At 52.1% G+C, this 14,955-nt stretch carries 14 protein-coding genes; all 14 read left to right on the plus strand.

Annotated features, from left to right (window positions below; all coding sequences use genetic code 11):
- Nucleotides 1–61: 61 nt before the first annotated feature.
- The 14 genes from mioC to glmS all read left to right on the plus strand — a co-directional run bounded on the left by mioC (nt 62) and on the right by glmS (nt 14,863).
- Nucleotides 62–505 carry an FMN-binding protein MioC gene (gene mioC / locus KE671_RS15640; RefSeq protein WP_206163724.1) on the plus strand — a complete coding sequence of 148 codons (444 nt, stop codon included), beginning with the start codon at nt 62–64 and terminating at the stop codon, nt 503–505.
- Nucleotides 506–884: 379 nt separating this feature from the next.
- A complete protein-coding gene (gene mnmG / locus KE671_RS15645; protein ID WP_206163725.1) occupies nt 885–2,774 on the plus strand; it encodes a tRNA uridine-5-carboxymethylaminomethyl(34) synthesis enzyme MnmG in 1,890 nt (629 codons plus the stop codon).
- Between the two features lie 108 nt (nt 2,775–2,882).
- Complete coding sequence (rsmG, locus tag KE671_RS15650) at nt 2,883–3,500, plus strand: 16S rRNA (guanine(527)-N(7))-methyltransferase RsmG (RefSeq protein ID WP_206163726.1); 618 nt, start codon at nt 2,883–2,885, stop codon at nt 3,498–3,500.
- 622 nt (nt 3,501–4,122) lie between these two features.
- A complete protein-coding gene (gene atpI / locus KE671_RS15655) occupies nt 4,123–4,503 on the plus strand; it encodes a F0F1 ATP synthase subunit I (RefSeq protein WP_042323565.1) in 381 nt (126 codons plus the stop codon).
- 8 nt (nt 4,504–4,511) lie between these two features.
- Entirely contained in the window at nt 4,512–5,327 is an 816-nt protein-coding gene (atpB, locus tag KE671_RS15660) for a F0F1 ATP synthase subunit A (RefSeq protein ID WP_042323563.1), read from the plus strand.
- Between the two features lie 46 nt (nt 5,328–5,373).
- Nucleotides 5,374–5,613, plus strand: coding sequence for a F0F1 ATP synthase subunit C (atpE, locus tag KE671_RS15665; RefSeq protein WP_000429386.1), 240 nt, complete (start codon nt 5,374–5,376; stop codon nt 5,611–5,613).
- A 59-nt stretch (nt 5,614–5,672) separates the two neighbouring features.
- Nucleotides 5,673–6,143, plus strand: a complete 471-nt coding sequence (gene atpF / locus KE671_RS15670) for a F0F1 ATP synthase subunit B (protein ID WP_003827022.1) — start codon at nt 5,673–5,675, stop codon at nt 6,141–6,143.
- A gap of 14 nt (nt 6,144–6,157) precedes the next feature.
- On the plus strand, nt 6,158–6,691 hold the full coding sequence (gene atpH / locus KE671_RS15675; RefSeq protein ID WP_206163727.1) for a F0F1 ATP synthase subunit delta: 534 nt from the start codon (nt 6,158–6,160) through the stop codon (nt 6,689–6,691).
- A 12-nt stretch (nt 6,692–6,703) separates the two neighbouring features.
- Nucleotides 6,704–8,245: a F0F1 ATP synthase subunit alpha gene (gene atpA / locus KE671_RS15680; RefSeq protein ID WP_206163728.1), complete on the plus strand. Its 1,542-nt coding sequence runs from the start codon at nt 6,704–6,706 to the stop codon at nt 8,243–8,245.
- Between the two features lie 50 nt (nt 8,246–8,295).
- Entirely contained in the window at nt 8,296–9,159 is an 864-nt protein-coding gene (gene atpG, locus KE671_RS15685) for a F0F1 ATP synthase subunit gamma (protein ID WP_005121458.1), read from the plus strand.
- A gap of 26 nt (nt 9,160–9,185) precedes the next feature.
- Nucleotides 9,186–10,568, plus strand: coding sequence for a F0F1 ATP synthase subunit beta (gene atpD, locus KE671_RS15690; protein WP_198906844.1), 1,383 nt, complete (start codon nt 9,186–9,188; stop codon nt 10,566–10,568).
- Between the two features lie 20 nt (nt 10,569–10,588).
- Complete coding sequence (locus tag KE671_RS15695) at nt 10,589–11,008, plus strand: F0F1 ATP synthase subunit epsilon (RefSeq protein WP_003023809.1); 420 nt, start codon at nt 10,589–10,591, stop codon at nt 11,006–11,008.
- A 314-nt stretch (nt 11,009–11,322) separates the two neighbouring features.
- Nucleotides 11,323–12,693 carry a bifunctional UDP-N-acetylglucosamine diphosphorylase/glucosamine-1-phosphate N-acetyltransferase GlmU gene (gene glmU, locus KE671_RS15700; protein WP_206163729.1) on the plus strand — a complete coding sequence of 457 codons (1,371 nt, stop codon included), beginning with the start codon at nt 11,323–11,325 and terminating at the stop codon, nt 12,691–12,693.
- Between the two features lie 340 nt (nt 12,694–13,033).
- Nucleotides 13,034–14,863, plus strand: a complete 1,830-nt coding sequence (gene glmS / locus KE671_RS15705; RefSeq protein WP_206163730.1) for a glutamine--fructose-6-phosphate transaminase (isomerizing) — start codon at nt 13,034–13,036, stop codon at nt 14,861–14,863.
- Nucleotides 14,864–14,955 lie beyond the last annotated feature (92 nt).

A 14,955-nucleotide genomic window follows, 5' to 3' on the forward strand; every position in this document is an offset into this window, starting at 1 on the left:
ACAGGTAGATCCCAGCTCACTCACAGCGTACAATAGCCCTTCTTTAAAAGGATGGGCTCGTATGGCTGACATAACTCTTATTAGCGGCAGCACCCTCGGCGGCGCTGAATATGTTGCAGAACACCTGGCTGAAAAGCTGGAAGATGCCGGTTTTTCAACCGAAACCCTGCACGGCCCGCTGTTAGGGGATCTTTCTGCCTCCGGGATCTGGCTGGTCATCAGCTCCACGCACGGTGCGGGAGATATTCCGGATAACCTTGTTCCTTTATATGAAGATCTTCAATCGCAAAAACCGGATCTGTCGCAGGTGCGTTTCGGCGCGATCGGCATCGGGAGTCGCGAATATGACACCTTCTGTGGCGCTATCGACAAGATCGAAGCCGAGCTGAAACATGCCGGTGCCAAACAGCTCGGCGAAACGCTGAAGATCAACATCCTTGAACACGATATTCCGGAAGATCCGGCAGAAGCCTGGCTGGGATCCTGGATTAATTTACTCAAATAAGTGTAAAGATCGTGCGATCGTGTGTGGATAACTCTGTCAGGAACCTTGGATCAACCGGTAGTTATCCAAAGAATAACCGTTGTTCAGTTTTTGAGTTGTGTATAACCCTTCATTCTGATCCCAGCTTATACGGACCAGGATCACCGATCATTCACAGCTAATGATCCTTACCAACGTATTGATCTTAATACCTGGATCCGGCTTATCCACAGGCAATGACGATCCTAATAAGAGATCACAATAGAACAGATCTCTAAATAAAAAGATCTTCTTTTTAATACCCAGGATCCCGGGGTCTTTCTCAAGCCGACAAAGTTGAGTAGAATCCACCGCCCGGGCTTCAATCCATTTTCACACCGCGTTATGCGAGGCAATTACCATGTTTTATCCGGATCCTTTTGACGTCATCATCATTGGCGGGGGTCATGCAGGCACTGAGGCTGCGATGGCCGCAGCGCGTATGGGTCAACAAACCCTGCTTTTGACCCACAATATCGACACGCTGGGGCAGATGAGTTGCAACCCGGCAATTGGCGGTATTGGGAAGGGACACCTGGTAAAAGAAGTGGATGCGCTTGGCGGTCTGATGGCGAAAGCAATCGATCAGGCAGGTATCCAGTTTAGGATACTAAACGCAAGCAAAGGCCCGGCGGTTCGCGCCACCCGTGCTCAGGCGGATCGGGTGCTGTATCGTCAGGCGGTGCGTACCGCGCTGGAGAACCAACCAAACCTGATGATCTTCCAGCAGGCGGTTGAAGATCTGATTGTTGAAAACGATCGTGTTGTTGGCGCGGTGACCCAGATGGGGTTGAAATTCCGTGCCAAAGCCGTGGTGTTAACCGTTGGAACTTTCCTTGACGGCAAAATTCATATTGGTCTGGATAATTACAGCGGTGGCCGTGCTGGCGATCCGCCATCCATTCCGCTCTCTCGCCGTCTGCGCGAGTTGCCGCTGCGCGTAAGCCGTCTTAAAACGGGCACCCCGCCGCGTATCGATGCACGCACAATCAATTTCAGCGTGCTCGCGCAGCAGCATGGCGACAACCCAATGCCGGTCTTCTCGTTCATGGGCAATGCCGCCCAACACCCACAACAGGTGCCGTGCTATATCACGCACACCAACGAGAAAACCCATGACGTGATCCGCAATAACCTCGATCGTAGCCCGATGTATGCAGGCGTGATCGAAGGGATCGGGCCACGTTACTGCCCGTCGATCGAAGATAAAGTGATGCGCTTTGCCGATCGTAACCAGCACCAGATCTTCCTGGAGCCGGAAGGGCTTACCTCAAATGAAATTTACCCGAACGGGATCTCCACCAGCTTGCCTTTTGACGTGCAGATGCAGATTGTCCGCTCCATGGAAGGGATGGAGAACGCGAAAATCGTTCGTCCAGGTTATGCCATTGAGTATGACTTTTTCGATCCACGCGACCTGAAACCTACCCTGGAAAGCAAATTTATCCAGGGCCTGTTTTTTGCAGGACAAATTAACGGCACGACCGGTTACGAAGAAGCCGCTGCGCAGGGACTGCTTGCAGGACTCAACGCCGCGCGTCTGTCCGCAGACAAAGAGGGCTGGGCGCCGGCGCGTTCTCAGGCGTATCTCGGCGTACTGGTCGACGACCTGTGCACGCTGGGAACCAAAGAGCCGTACCGCATGTTCACCTCACGTGCCGAATACCGTCTGATGTTGCGCGAAGACAACGCCGATCTCCGTCTGACGGAAATGGGCCGTGAACTGGGTCTGGTGGATGATGAGCGCTGGGCGCGTTTCAACGAGAAGCTGGAGAACATCGAACGCGAACGTCAGCGTCTGAAATCCACCTGGGTGACGCCTGCGGCAGAATCGGCCAACGAAGTGAACGCTCACCTTACCGCGCCGCTGTCTCGTGAAGCCAGCGGTGAAGATCTGCTGCGTCGTCCGGAAATGACCTATGCGCAGCTCACGACGCTGGCCCCGTTTGCACCCGCGCTGGAAGACATGCAGGCCGCTGAACAGGTTGAAATTCAGGTGAAGTACGAAGGCTATATTGCGCGTCAGCAGGATGAGATCGAAAAACAGCAGCGCAATGAAAACACGTTGCTGCCTGCGACGCTGGATTACCGCCAGGTATCCGGTCTGTCGAACGAAGTGATTGCCAAGCTGAACGATCACAAGCCGGTTTCGATCGGTCAGGCATCGCGTATCTCCGGCGTCACGCCTGCAGCCATCTCCATTCTGCTGGTGTGGCTGAAAAAGCAGGGCATGCTGCGCCGCAGCGCTTAACAGATTAAAAATTGCCCGGTGACGTTATGCTTACCGGGCCAGCAAACCGCGTCTGTCGGTCGGATAAGGCGAAGCCGCCATCCGACAAAACTTAAACAGGTACCAACCGTGCTCAATAAACTCACTCGCCTGCTGGCTGACGCCGGCATTTCGCTTACCGATCACCAGAAAAATCAGTTGATTGCCTACGTTGAAATGCTGCATAAATGGAACAAAGCGTACAACCTGACCTCTGTGCGGGATCCCAACGAGATGCTGGTTCGTCACATTCTCGACAGTATTATCGTTGCGCCACATTTGCAGGGTGAACGTTTTATTGACGTCGGTACCGGACCAGGATTGCCTGGCATTCCGTTGTCCATTGTGCGTCCGCAAGCGCATTTCACTCTGCTCGACAGTCTGGGCAAACGCGTGCGTTTTCTGCGTCAGGTCCAGCATGAACTTAAACTGGGTAACATCACGCCGGTGCAAAGTCGTGTGGAAGAATTTCCCGCAGAGCCGCCGTTTGATGGCGTGATCAGCCGGGCGTTCGCTTCACTCAATGACATGGTGAGCTGGTGTCACCACCTGCCGGGCGAGAAGGGGTGCTTTTATGCGCTGAAAGGTCAGCTACCGGAAGACGAAATGGCATCGTTACCTGCAGCGTTTCGCGTTGAATCTGTTGTTAAACTGCAGGTTCCGCATCTGGAAGGCGAGCGCCATCTGGTGGTGATTAAGCCAAACTAAATTTAATATTTATCAAAAAAACTAGAAAAAAAACGGACTTTTACTTGTTAAAACACGGAGACATTTTGGCCGAAATTAGTCGTTACACTTTACGCCCCGTTTACTGTCTATTATCAACAGAGCAACGTGGCTTTTTTGACTAAAGGCAAAATTAGTCAGCACTGAAAATATCAGGCTGCTAAAAATCCAGGTGGAGAATCACTCTCGAGTGTTGAATTTTTATTAAAAATGTCAATGGTTGGTTTTTGACATGTAATCGTTCGTTTTTAAAAGAGTGAGTGATTTTAAGCTTAAATATCAGAAAGTTGAAAACGCATCATTTGCCAAGTAAATAAATACTGTCGGGGCGAATATGCTCAATATGTGATCTGAAGCACGCTTTAACACCAGTGTTTACGCGCTATTTGCAGTTTTGCATGATCGTTCACAGTTTGGCTAAAAGTCATAAATGTGGGCCAGGGAAAAATATTTAAACATTTATTCACCTTTTAGCTACTTATTGTTTGAAATCACGAGGGCGCACCGTATAATTTGACCGCTTTTTGATGCTTGACTCTAAGCCTTAAAGAACGTTTTATACGACACGCGGCATACCTCGAAGGGAGCAGGAGTTAAAAACGTGATGTCTGTGTCGCTCTTGAGTCGAAACGTTGCTCGTAAGCTTCTGTTCATTCAGTTTCTGGCGGTAGTAGCAAGTGGATTGCTGTTCAGCCTCAAAGACCTCTTCTGGGGCACTTCCGCAATATGCGGAGGTATGGCAGTCTTTCTGCCTAACGTGTTGTTTATGATATTTGCCTGGCGTCACCAGGCGCATACACCTGCTAAAGGCCGAGTGGCCTGGACGTTCGCCTTCGGCGAAGCCTTCAAGGTGTTAGCGATGCTGATTTTGCTGGTGGTGGCGCTGGCGGTTTTCAAGGCGGTATTTTTGCCGCTGATCGTTACGTGGGTTTTGGTGCTGGTGGTTCAGATACTGGCGCCGGCTGTAATTAACAACAAAGGGTAAAAGGCATCATGGCTTCAGAAAATATGACGCCGCAGGATTACATAGGACACCATCTGAACAACCTTCAGTTGGACCTGCGTACATTCTCGCTGGTGGATCCGCATAACCCCCCAGCCACCTTCTGGACGCTCAATATTGACTCCATGTTTTTCTCGGTGGTGCTGGGTCTGTTGTTCCTGCTTATGTTCCGCAGCGTAGCCAAAAAGGCGACCAGCGGCGTACCAGGTAAGTTTCAGACCGCGATTGAGCTGATAATCGGCTTTGTGCATGGTAGCGTGAAAGACATGTACCATGGCAAAAGCAAGCTGATTGCACCGCTGGCCCTGACGATCTTCGTCTGGGTATTCCTGATGAACCTGATGGACTTACTGCCAATCGACTTGCTGCCGTACATCGGCGAGCATATCTTCGGTCTGCCTGCACTGCGCGTGGTTCCGTCTGCTGACGTGAACATTACCCTGTCCATGGCGCTCGGCGTATTTATCCTCATTCTGTTCTACAGCATCAAAATGAAAGGCATCGGTGGCTTCACGAAAGAGTTGACGCTGCAGCCGTTCAATCACTGGGCGTTCATCCCTGTCAACTTAATCCTTGAAGGGGTAAGTCTGCTGTCTAAACCGGTTTCTCTCGGTCTGCGACTGTTCGGCAACATGTATGCCGGTGAGCTGATTTTCATTCTGATTGCTGGTCTGTTGCCGTGGTGGTCACAGTGGATCCTGAATGTGCCGTGGGCCATTTTCCACATCCTGATTATTACGCTGCAAGCCTTCATCTTCATGGTTCTGACGATCGTCTATCTGTCGATGGCGTCTGAAGAGCATTAATTTACCAACACTACTACGTTTTAACTGAAACAAACTGGAGACTGTCATGGAAAACCTGAATATGGATCTGCTGTACATGGCTGCCGCTGTGATGATGGGTCTGGCGGCAATCGGTGCTGCGATCGGTATCGGCATCCTCGGGGGTAAATTCCTGGAAGGCGCAGCGCGTCAACCTGATCTGATTCCTCTGCTGCGTACTCAGTTCTTTATCGTTATGGGTCTGGTGGATGCTATCCCGATGATCGCTGTAGGTCTGGGTCTGTACGTGATGTTCGCTGTCGCGTAGTAAGCGTTGCTTGAATTAAGAGCAATATCAGAACGTTAACTAGATAGAGGCATTGTGCTGTGAATCTTAACGCAACAATCCTCGGCCAGGCCATCGCGTTTGTCCTGTTTGTTCTGTTCTGCATGAAGTATGTATGGCCGCCGTTAATGGCTGCCATCGAGAAGCGTCAAAAAGAAATTGCTGACGGTCTTGCTTCTGCTGAACGCGCACACAAGGATCTTGACCTTGCAAAGGCCAGCGCGACCGACCAGCTGAAAAAAGCGAAGGCGGAAGCTCAGGTAATCATCGAGCAGGCGAACAAACGTCGCGCTCAGATCCTGGACGAAGCCAAAACGGAAGCAGAACAGGAACGTACTAAAATCGTGGCCCAGGCGCAGGCGGAAATTGATGCTGAGCGTAAACGTGCCCGTGAAGAGCTGCGTAAGCAAGTTGCTATCCTGGCTGTTGCTGGCGCCGAGAAGATCATCGAACGTTCCGTGGATGAAGCTGCTAACAGCGACATCGTGGATAAACTTGTCGCTGAACTGTAAGGAGGGAGGGGCTGATGTCTGAATTTGTTACGGTAGCTCGCCCCTACGCCAAAGCAGCTTTTGACTTTGCCGTCGAACACCAAAGTGTAGAGCGCTGGCAGGACATGCTGGCGTTTGCCGCCGAGGTGACTAAGAACGAACAAATGGCAGAGCTTCTCTCTGGCGCGCTGGCGCCGGAAACGCTCGCCGGGTCGTTTATCGCAGTTTGCGGTGAGCAACTGGACGAAAACGGTCAGAACCTGATTAGGGTGATGGCTGAGAATAACCGTCTGAACGCGCTCCCGGATGTTCTTGAGCAGTTCATTCACCTGCGTGCCGCGAGTGAGTCTATCTCTGAGGTAGAAGTCACGTCCGCGAACGAACTGAGTGAAGAACAGCTTGCGAAGATTAGCGCTGCGATGGAAAAACGTCTGTCACGCAAAGTTAAGCTGAATTGCAAAATCGATAAGTCTGTAATGGCGGGCGTAATCATCCGTGCGGGTGATATGGTCATTGATGGTAGCGTACGCGGCCGTCTTGAACGTCTTGCAGACGTCTTGCAGTCTTAAGGGGACTGGAGCATGCAACTGAATTCCACCGAAATCAGCGAACTGATCAAGCAGCGCATTGCTCAGTTCAATGTTGTGAGTGAAGCTCATAACGAAGGTACTATTGTTTCTGTAAGTGACGGTGTTATCCGCATTCACGGCCTGGCCGATTGTATGCAGGGTGAGATGATTTCCCTGCCGGGTAACCGTTACGCTATCGCACTGAACCTGGAGCGTGACTCCGTGGGGGCAGTGGTGATGGGTCCATACGCTGACCTCGCCGAAGGTATGAAGGTTAAGTGTACGGGGCGTATTCTGGAAGTTCCGGTTGGCCGTGGCCTGCTGGGCCGTGTGGTTAACACGCTGGGTTTCCCGATTGATGGTAAAGGTCCGGTTGATAACGATGGCTTCTCGCCAATCGAAGTTATCGCGCCGGGCGTAATCGAACGTCAGTCCGTCGATCAGCCGGTGCAGACCGGTTATAAATCCGTTGATGCCATGATCCCAATCGGTCGTGGTCAGCGTGAATTGATCATCGGTGACCGTCAGACCGGTAAAACTGCGATGGCAATCGATGCCATCATCAACCAGCGTGACTCCGGCATCAAATGTGTGTACGTGGCTATCGGCCAGAAAGCGTCCACCATTTCTAACGTGGTTCGTAAACTGGAAGAACATGGCGCACTTGCCAACACCATCGTTGTTGTGGCGACCGCGTCTGAATCTGCTGCACTGCAATACCTGGCACCGTATGCCGGTTGCGCAATGGGCGAATACTTCCGTGACCGCGGTGAAGATGCGCTGATTGTTTATGATGACCTGTCTAAACAGGCCGTTGCTTACCGTCAGGTTTCCCTGCTGCTCCGTCGTCCGCCAGGACGTGAAGCATTCCCGGGCGACGTGTTCTACCTCCACTCTCGTCTGCTGGAGCGCGCATCCCGCGTTAATGCGGAATACGTTGAGAACTTCACCAAGGGTGAAGTGAAAGGTAAAACCGGTTCCCTGACCGCTCTGCCGATTATCGAAACCCAGGCGGGTGACGTTTCTGCGTTCGTTCCGACCAACGTAATTTCTATTACCGATGGTCAGATCTTCCTGGAAACCAACCTGTTCAACTCCGGTATTCGTCCGGCAGTTAACCCGGGTATCTCCGTATCTCGTGTAGGTGGTGCTGCTCAGACCAAGATCATTAAGAAACTGTCCGGTGGTATCCGTACTGCGCTGGCACAGTATCGTGAACTGGCTGCGTTCTCTCAGTTCGCATCCGATCTGGACGAAGCAACCCGTAAACAGCTGAGCCACGGTCAGAAAGTGACCGAGCTGCTGAAGCAGAAACAGTATGCCCCTATGTCTGTCGCACAACAGGGTGTGGTTCTGTTCGCAGCTGAACGCGGTTATCTCGAAGATGTGGAACTGGCGAAAATCGGTAGCTTCGAAGCCGCTCTGCTGGCTTACGTCGACCGTGACCATGCTCCGCTGATGCAAGAAATCAACCAGACTGGTAACTATAACGACGAAATCGAAGGCAAGCTGAAAGCTATCCTCGATTCCTTCAAAGCAACCCAGTCCTGGTAACGTCTGGCGGCTTGTCTTAGGACAGGCCGCAAGGCATTGAGGAGAAGCTCATGGCCGGCGCAAAAGAGATACGTAGTAAGATCGCAAGCGTCCAGAACACGCAGAAGATCACTAAAGCGATGGAGATGGTCGCCGCTTCCAAAATGCGTAAATCGCAGGATCGCATGGCGGCCAGCCGTCCTTATGCAGAGACCATGCGCAAAGTGATTGGTCACCTTGCGAATGGTAATCTGGAATATAAGCACCCGTACCTGGAAGAACGCGACGTTAAACGCGTGGGCTACCTGGTGGTGTCGACTGACCGTGGTCTGTGCGGTGGCTTGAACATTAACCTGTTCAAAAAGCTGCTGGCGGATATGAAAACATGGTCCGATAAAGGCGTTCAGTGCGACATCGCAATGATCGGCTCTAAGGGCGTGTCTTTCTTTAATTCCGTTGGCGGTAATGTGGTTGCTCAGGTAACCGGTATGGGAGATAACCCTTCCCTGTCCGAACTAATCGGCCCGGTTAAAGTGATGCTGCAGGCTTACGATGAAGGTCGTCTGGACAGACTGTACGTTGTCAGCAACAAATTTATCAACACCATGTCTCAGGTTCCGACGCTGACTCAACTGCTGCCATTACCGGCATCAGAAGATGAAGAGTTAAAACAAAAGGCCTGGGATTACCTGTATGAACCCGATCCGAAACCGCTGCTGGATACCCTGCTGCGTCGTTACGTTGAATCTCAGGTTTATCAGGGCGTGGTAGAAAACCTGGCCAGCGAGCAGGCCGCACGTATGGTGGCGATGAAAGCCGCGACCGACAATGGCGGCAGCCTGATTAAAGAGCTGCAGTTGGTATACAACAAAGCTCGTCAGGCCAGCATTACTCAGGAACTCACCGAAATCGTCGGTGGTGCATCCGCGGTATAACCAGGTTAATTCGTAGAGGATTCAAGATGGCTACTGGAAAAATTGTCCAGGTAATCGGCGCCGTGGTTGACGTCGAATTCCCTCAGGATGCCGTACCGCGCGTGTACGATGCTCTTGAGGTTATGAATGGTAAAGAGAGTCTGGTGCTGGAAGTTCAGCAGCAGCTCGGCGGCGGTATCGTACGTACCATCGCAATGGGTTCTTCTGACGGTCTGCGCCGTGGTCTGGAAGTAAAAGATCTCGAGCATCCGATCGAAGTCCCGGTAGGTAAAGCAACCCTGGGCCGTATCATGAACGTCCTGGGTCACCCGATCGACATGAAAGGCGATATCGGTGAAGAAGAGCGTTGGGCTATCCACCGCGCCGCGCCGTCCTATGAAGAGCTGTCCAGCTCTCAGGAACTGCTGGAAACCGGTATCAAAGTTATCGACCTGATGTGTCCGTTTGCTAAGGGCGGTAAAGTTGGTCTGTTCGGTGGTGCGGGTGTAGGTAAAACCGTAAACATGATGGAGCTGATCCGTAACATCGCGATCGAGCACTCCGGTTACTCTGTGTTTGCGGGCGTAGGTGAACGTACTCGTGAGGGTAACGACTTCTACCACGAAATGACCGACTCCAACGTTCTGGATAAAGTATCCCTGGTTTATGGCCAGATGAACGAGCCGCCGGGAAACCGTCTGCGCGTTGCACTGACCGGTCTGACCATGGCAGAGAAATTCCGTGACGAAGGTCGTGACGTACTGCTGTTCGTCGATAACATCTATCGTTATACCCTGGCCGGTACGGAAGTTTCCGCACTGCTGGGCCGTATGCCATCAGCGGTAGGCTACCAGCCAACCCTGGCGGAAGAGATGGGTGTTCTGCAGGAACGTATCACTTCTACCAAAACCGGTTCTATCACTTCCGTTCAGGCGGTATACGTACCTGCGGATGACTTGACTGACCCGTCACCAGCCACCACCTTTGCTCACTTAGATGCAACCGTGGTACTGAGCCGTCAGATCGCGTCTCTGGGTATCTACCCGGCCGTTGACCCGCTGGATTCTACCAGCCGTCAGCTGGATCCGCTGGTGGTAGGGCAGGAACACTACGACACCGCGCGTGGCGTACAGTCCCTGCTGCAGCGTTATCAGGAACTGAAAGACATCATCGCCATCCTGGGTATGGATGAATTGTCTGAAGAAGACAAACTGGTGGTAGCTCGTGCGCGTAAGATCCAGCGCTTCCTGTCCCAGCCGTTCTTCGTTGCGGAAGTATTCACCGGTTCTCCGGGTAAATACGTTTCCCTGAAAGACACCATCCGTGGCTTTAAAGGCATCATGGAAGGCGAGTATGACCACCTGCCAGAGCAGGCGTTCTACATGGTTGGTTCTATCGAAGAAGCCGTAGAAAAAGCCAAAAAACTTTAACGCCTTAATCGGAGGGTGATATGGCAATGACTTACCACCTGGACGTCGTCAGCGCAGAGCAACAAATGTTCTCTGGTCTGGTCGAGAAAATCCAGGTAACGGGTAGTGAAGGTGAACTGGGTATTTTCCCAGGGCACGCTCCGCTGCTCACCGCCATTAAGCCTGGTATGATCCGCATCGTTAAACAGTTCGGTCATGAAGAGTTCATCTACCTGTCTGGAGGCATTCTTGAAGTGCAACCTGGCAGCGTGACCGTACTGGCTGATACCGCGATTCGCGGGCAGGATCTCGATGAAGCGAGAGCCCTGGAAGCGAAACGTAAGGCTGAAGAGCACATTAAGAGCTCTCATGGTGACGTGGATTACGCTCAGGCATCTGCGGAACTGGCCAAAGCGATCGCGAAACTGCGCGTTATCGAGTTGACCAAAAAAGCGATGTAACACCGGGTTAAAAAAACGAAAACCAGTCTGATTTCAGGCTGGTTTTTTTTTTTGCCTGTCATTATTGTGCTTTTACGTGATCTTTCTTTATGGATCAAAAAAAGAGCAAAAACATTAGCCTGCCGCGTTAATCACGAAGTCAGGTGACTTTTCAGAAGACAAAAGCCGCCTCAATGGACGAAAATGTCTCTATCTTCGTTGAGGAAAACTCGCGATTGTGCGTTTTATCCTCTGCCCATTTCACGATGAAAAAAATGTAGTATTTTCAAAGTGAAACGGTATAAATTCGTTCTCAAATTACAGTCAGGGCGCGTATGTTGAATAAAGCGATGAGCGTTGTGATCCTTGCTGCAGGCAAAGGCACACGTATGTATTCCGATCTTCCAAAAGTGCTGCATACCCTTGCCGGGAAATCGATGGTTCAGCATGTCATTGATGTAGCTAATGAATTAGGCTCATCTCAGGTTCATCTGGTCTATGGCCACGGCGGCGATCTGCTAAAAGAAAGCCTGAAAGAAGACAACCTGAACTGGGTGTTGCAGGCAGAGCAGTTGGGCACCGGCCACGCTATGCAGCAGGCCGCCCCATTCTTTGGCGATGATGAAGACATTTTAATGCTCTACGGCGATGTCCCGCTGATCTCGATTGCGACTCTACAGCGCCTGCGCGATGCCAAACCCCAGGGGGGGATTGGTCTGCTCACGGTTAAGCTGGACGATCCGAGCGGCTATGGACGTATCACGCGTGAAAACGGCAAAGTAACCGGTATTGTTGAGCATAAAGATGCCAGCGACGAACAGCGTCAGATCCAGGAAATCAACACCGGGATCCTGATTGCAAACGGTGCGGACATGAAGCGCTGGTTGTCTAAACTGACCAATAACAATGCACAGGGTGAATACTACATCACCGACATCATTGCGCTGGCTTATCAGGAAGGTCGTGAAATCGCGGCCGTTCATCCCGATCGTCTGAGCGAAGTCGAAGGCGTAAACAACCGCCTGCAACTTTCCCGTCTGGAACGCGTTTACCAGTCCGAGCAGGCAGAAAAACTGCTGCTGGCGGGCGTAATGTTGCGCGATCCGGCGCGTTTTGACCTGCGCGGTACGCTCGTTCATGGGCGAGATGTTGAAATTGATACTAACGTTATCATCGAAGGTCACGTCACGTTGGGCCATCGTGTGAAGATTGGCGCCGGGTGTGTCATAAAAAATAGCGTTATTGGGGATGACTGTGAAATCAGCCCGTACAGCGTAGTGGAAGATGCCCATCTGGACGCGGCCTGCACCATTGGACCTTTCGCTCGTCTGCGCCCTGGTGCTGAGCTGTTAGCAGGTGCTCACGTTGGCAACTTCGTTGAGATGAAGAAAGCGCGTCTCGGCAAAGGCTCAAAAGCCGGTCATCTGACCTATCTGGGCGATGCGGAAATTGGCGATAACGTGAACATTGGCGCAGGGACGATTACCTGCAACTACGACGGCGCGAACAAGTTTAAAACCATTATTGGCGACGATGTGTTTGTCGGCTCCGATACTCAACTGGTGGCGCCGGTGACCGTCGGTAATGGTGCGACCATTGCTGCCGGAACGACAGTGACGCGCGATGTCGCCGAGAATGAGCTGGTGTTAAGCCGCGTTCCGCAGGTAAGCAAGCAGGGCTGGAAACGCCCGGTGAAGAAAAAGTAACAATAAGGCGGGTAACCCGCCCTACGATTGAGTAGGCCTGATAAGGCGTAGCCGTCATCAGGCAAACCCGGGGAGGAGATAAATATATATCTCCCCCTACAAGCAGTACCTATAACAATAACCCCACTCTCTACAAGGCTCGGGGCGCCCGAAAATACGGGCATTACCCAAAGTATTTCGCGCTGTAGCAAGGCGGCAAACTTGGGAATCGACGGGAGCTTACTAAAGTAAGTGACCGTAGTGAACAAGTGTAGCCAACGCAGCTACGGAGGGAAAGACGAAGGGGAAACAGGTCGAAAGACAACGACAGGCATAATGCCTTGATTCGGAATAAAAAACTATGTGTGGAATTGTTGGCGCTATCGCGCAACGTGATGTAGCTGAAATCCTTCTTGAAGGTTTACGTCGACTGGAATACCGCGGTTACGACTCTGCAGGTCTGGCCGTGGTGGATGCTGAAGGTCATATGACCCGTCTGCGTCGTCTGGGTAAAGTACAGATGCTGTCTCAGGCGGCAGAAGAACATCCGTTGCAAGGCGGCACCGGTATTGCTCACACCCGTTGGGCAACGCATGGCGAACCTTCGGAAGCAAACGCGCATCCGCATGTTTCTGAGCACATTGTGGTGGTGCATAACGGCATCATCGAAAACCATGAACCGCTGCGTGAAGAGCTGAAAGCGCGCGGCTATACCTTTGTTTCAGAAACCGATACCGAAGTGATTGCTCACTTAGTGCACTGGGAGCTGAAACAGGGGGGTACGTTACGTGATGCCGTGCTGCGCACCATCCCGCAGCTGCGCGGCGCGTACGGTACGGTCATTATGGATACCCGTCATCCGGATACACTGCTGGCTGCGCGTTCAGGTAGCCCATTGGTTATCGGTCTGGGGATGGGGGAAAACTTTATCGCCTCCGATCAGCTGGCGCTGTTGCCGGTGACCCGTCGCTTTATCTTCCTGGAAGAAGGTGATATTGCGGAAGTGACCCGTCGTTCCGTCGCGATTTTTGATAAGACTGGCGCGGACGTGAAGCGTCAGGATATCGAATCTAATCTGCAATATGACGCGGGTGATAAAGGTATCTATCGCCACTACATGCAGAAAGAGATCTACGAACAGCCAAACGCGATTAAAAACACTTTGACCGGGCGCATCAGCCACGGCGAAGTGGATTTAAGCGAGCTCGGACCAAAAGCTAATGAGCTGTTGTCGCAGGTTGAGCATATCCAGATCATTGCGTGTGGCACGTCCTACAACTCCGGGATGGTTTCTCGCTACTGGTTTGAATCTTTGGCCGGTATTCCGTGCGATGTCGAAATCGCTTCTGAATTCCGCTACCGCAAATCAGCAGTGCGCCGTAACAGCCTGATGATCACCCTGTCTCAGTCGGGCGAAACGGCAGATACGCTGGCAGGCCTGCGTTTGTCGAAAGAACTGGGCTATTTGGGTTCACTCGCCATCTGTAACGTTCCGGGGTCTTCTCTGGTGCGTGAATCGGATCTGGCGATGATGACCAATGCCGGCACGGAAATCGGCGTGGCGTCGACGAAAGCGTTTACCACTCAGTTAACCGTTCTGCTGATGCTGGTGGCGAAACTGGCGCGTCTGAAAGGTCTGGATGCGTCCATTGAGCATGACATCGTTCATGGCCTGCAGGCGTTGCCGAGCCGTATAGAGCAAATGCTCTCTCAGGACAAACGCATTGAAGCGTTGGCTGAAGATTTCTCTGACAAACACCATGCCCTGTTCCTGGGCCGTGGCGATCAGTATCCGATCGCTCTCGAAGGTGCACTGAAGCTCAAAGAGATCTCCTACATCCACGCAGAAGCCTATGCGGCAGGTGAACTGAAACACGGCCCGCTGGCGCTGATTGATGCCGATATGCCGGTTATCGTTGTGGCGCCAAACAACGAACTGCTGGAAAAACTGAAATCCAACATTGAAGAAGTGCGCGCCCGTGGTGGTCAGCTGTATGTCTTCGCCGATCAGGACGCCGGTTTTGTCAGCAGCGATAACATGCACATCATTGAGATGCCGCATGTGGAAGAGGTGATTGCGCCGATCTTCTATACCGTGCCCTTGCAACTGCTGGCCTATCACGTGGCGCTGATTAAAGGCACCGATGTGGATCAACCGCGTAACCTGGCAAAATCGGTTACCGTTGAGTAAAACGTTCATGCCCTGCGAAAGCGGGGCATTTTTTCACTTCTGCGCTGTTTTTAATCAATTCTCCCGCCGTTTTAATGTGACAAATCGTCATC

This window comes from Citrobacter amalonaticus (assembly GCF_018252635.1).
GTDB lineage: Bacteria > Pseudomonadota > Gammaproteobacteria > Enterobacterales > Enterobacteriaceae > Citrobacter_A > Citrobacter_A amalonaticus_E.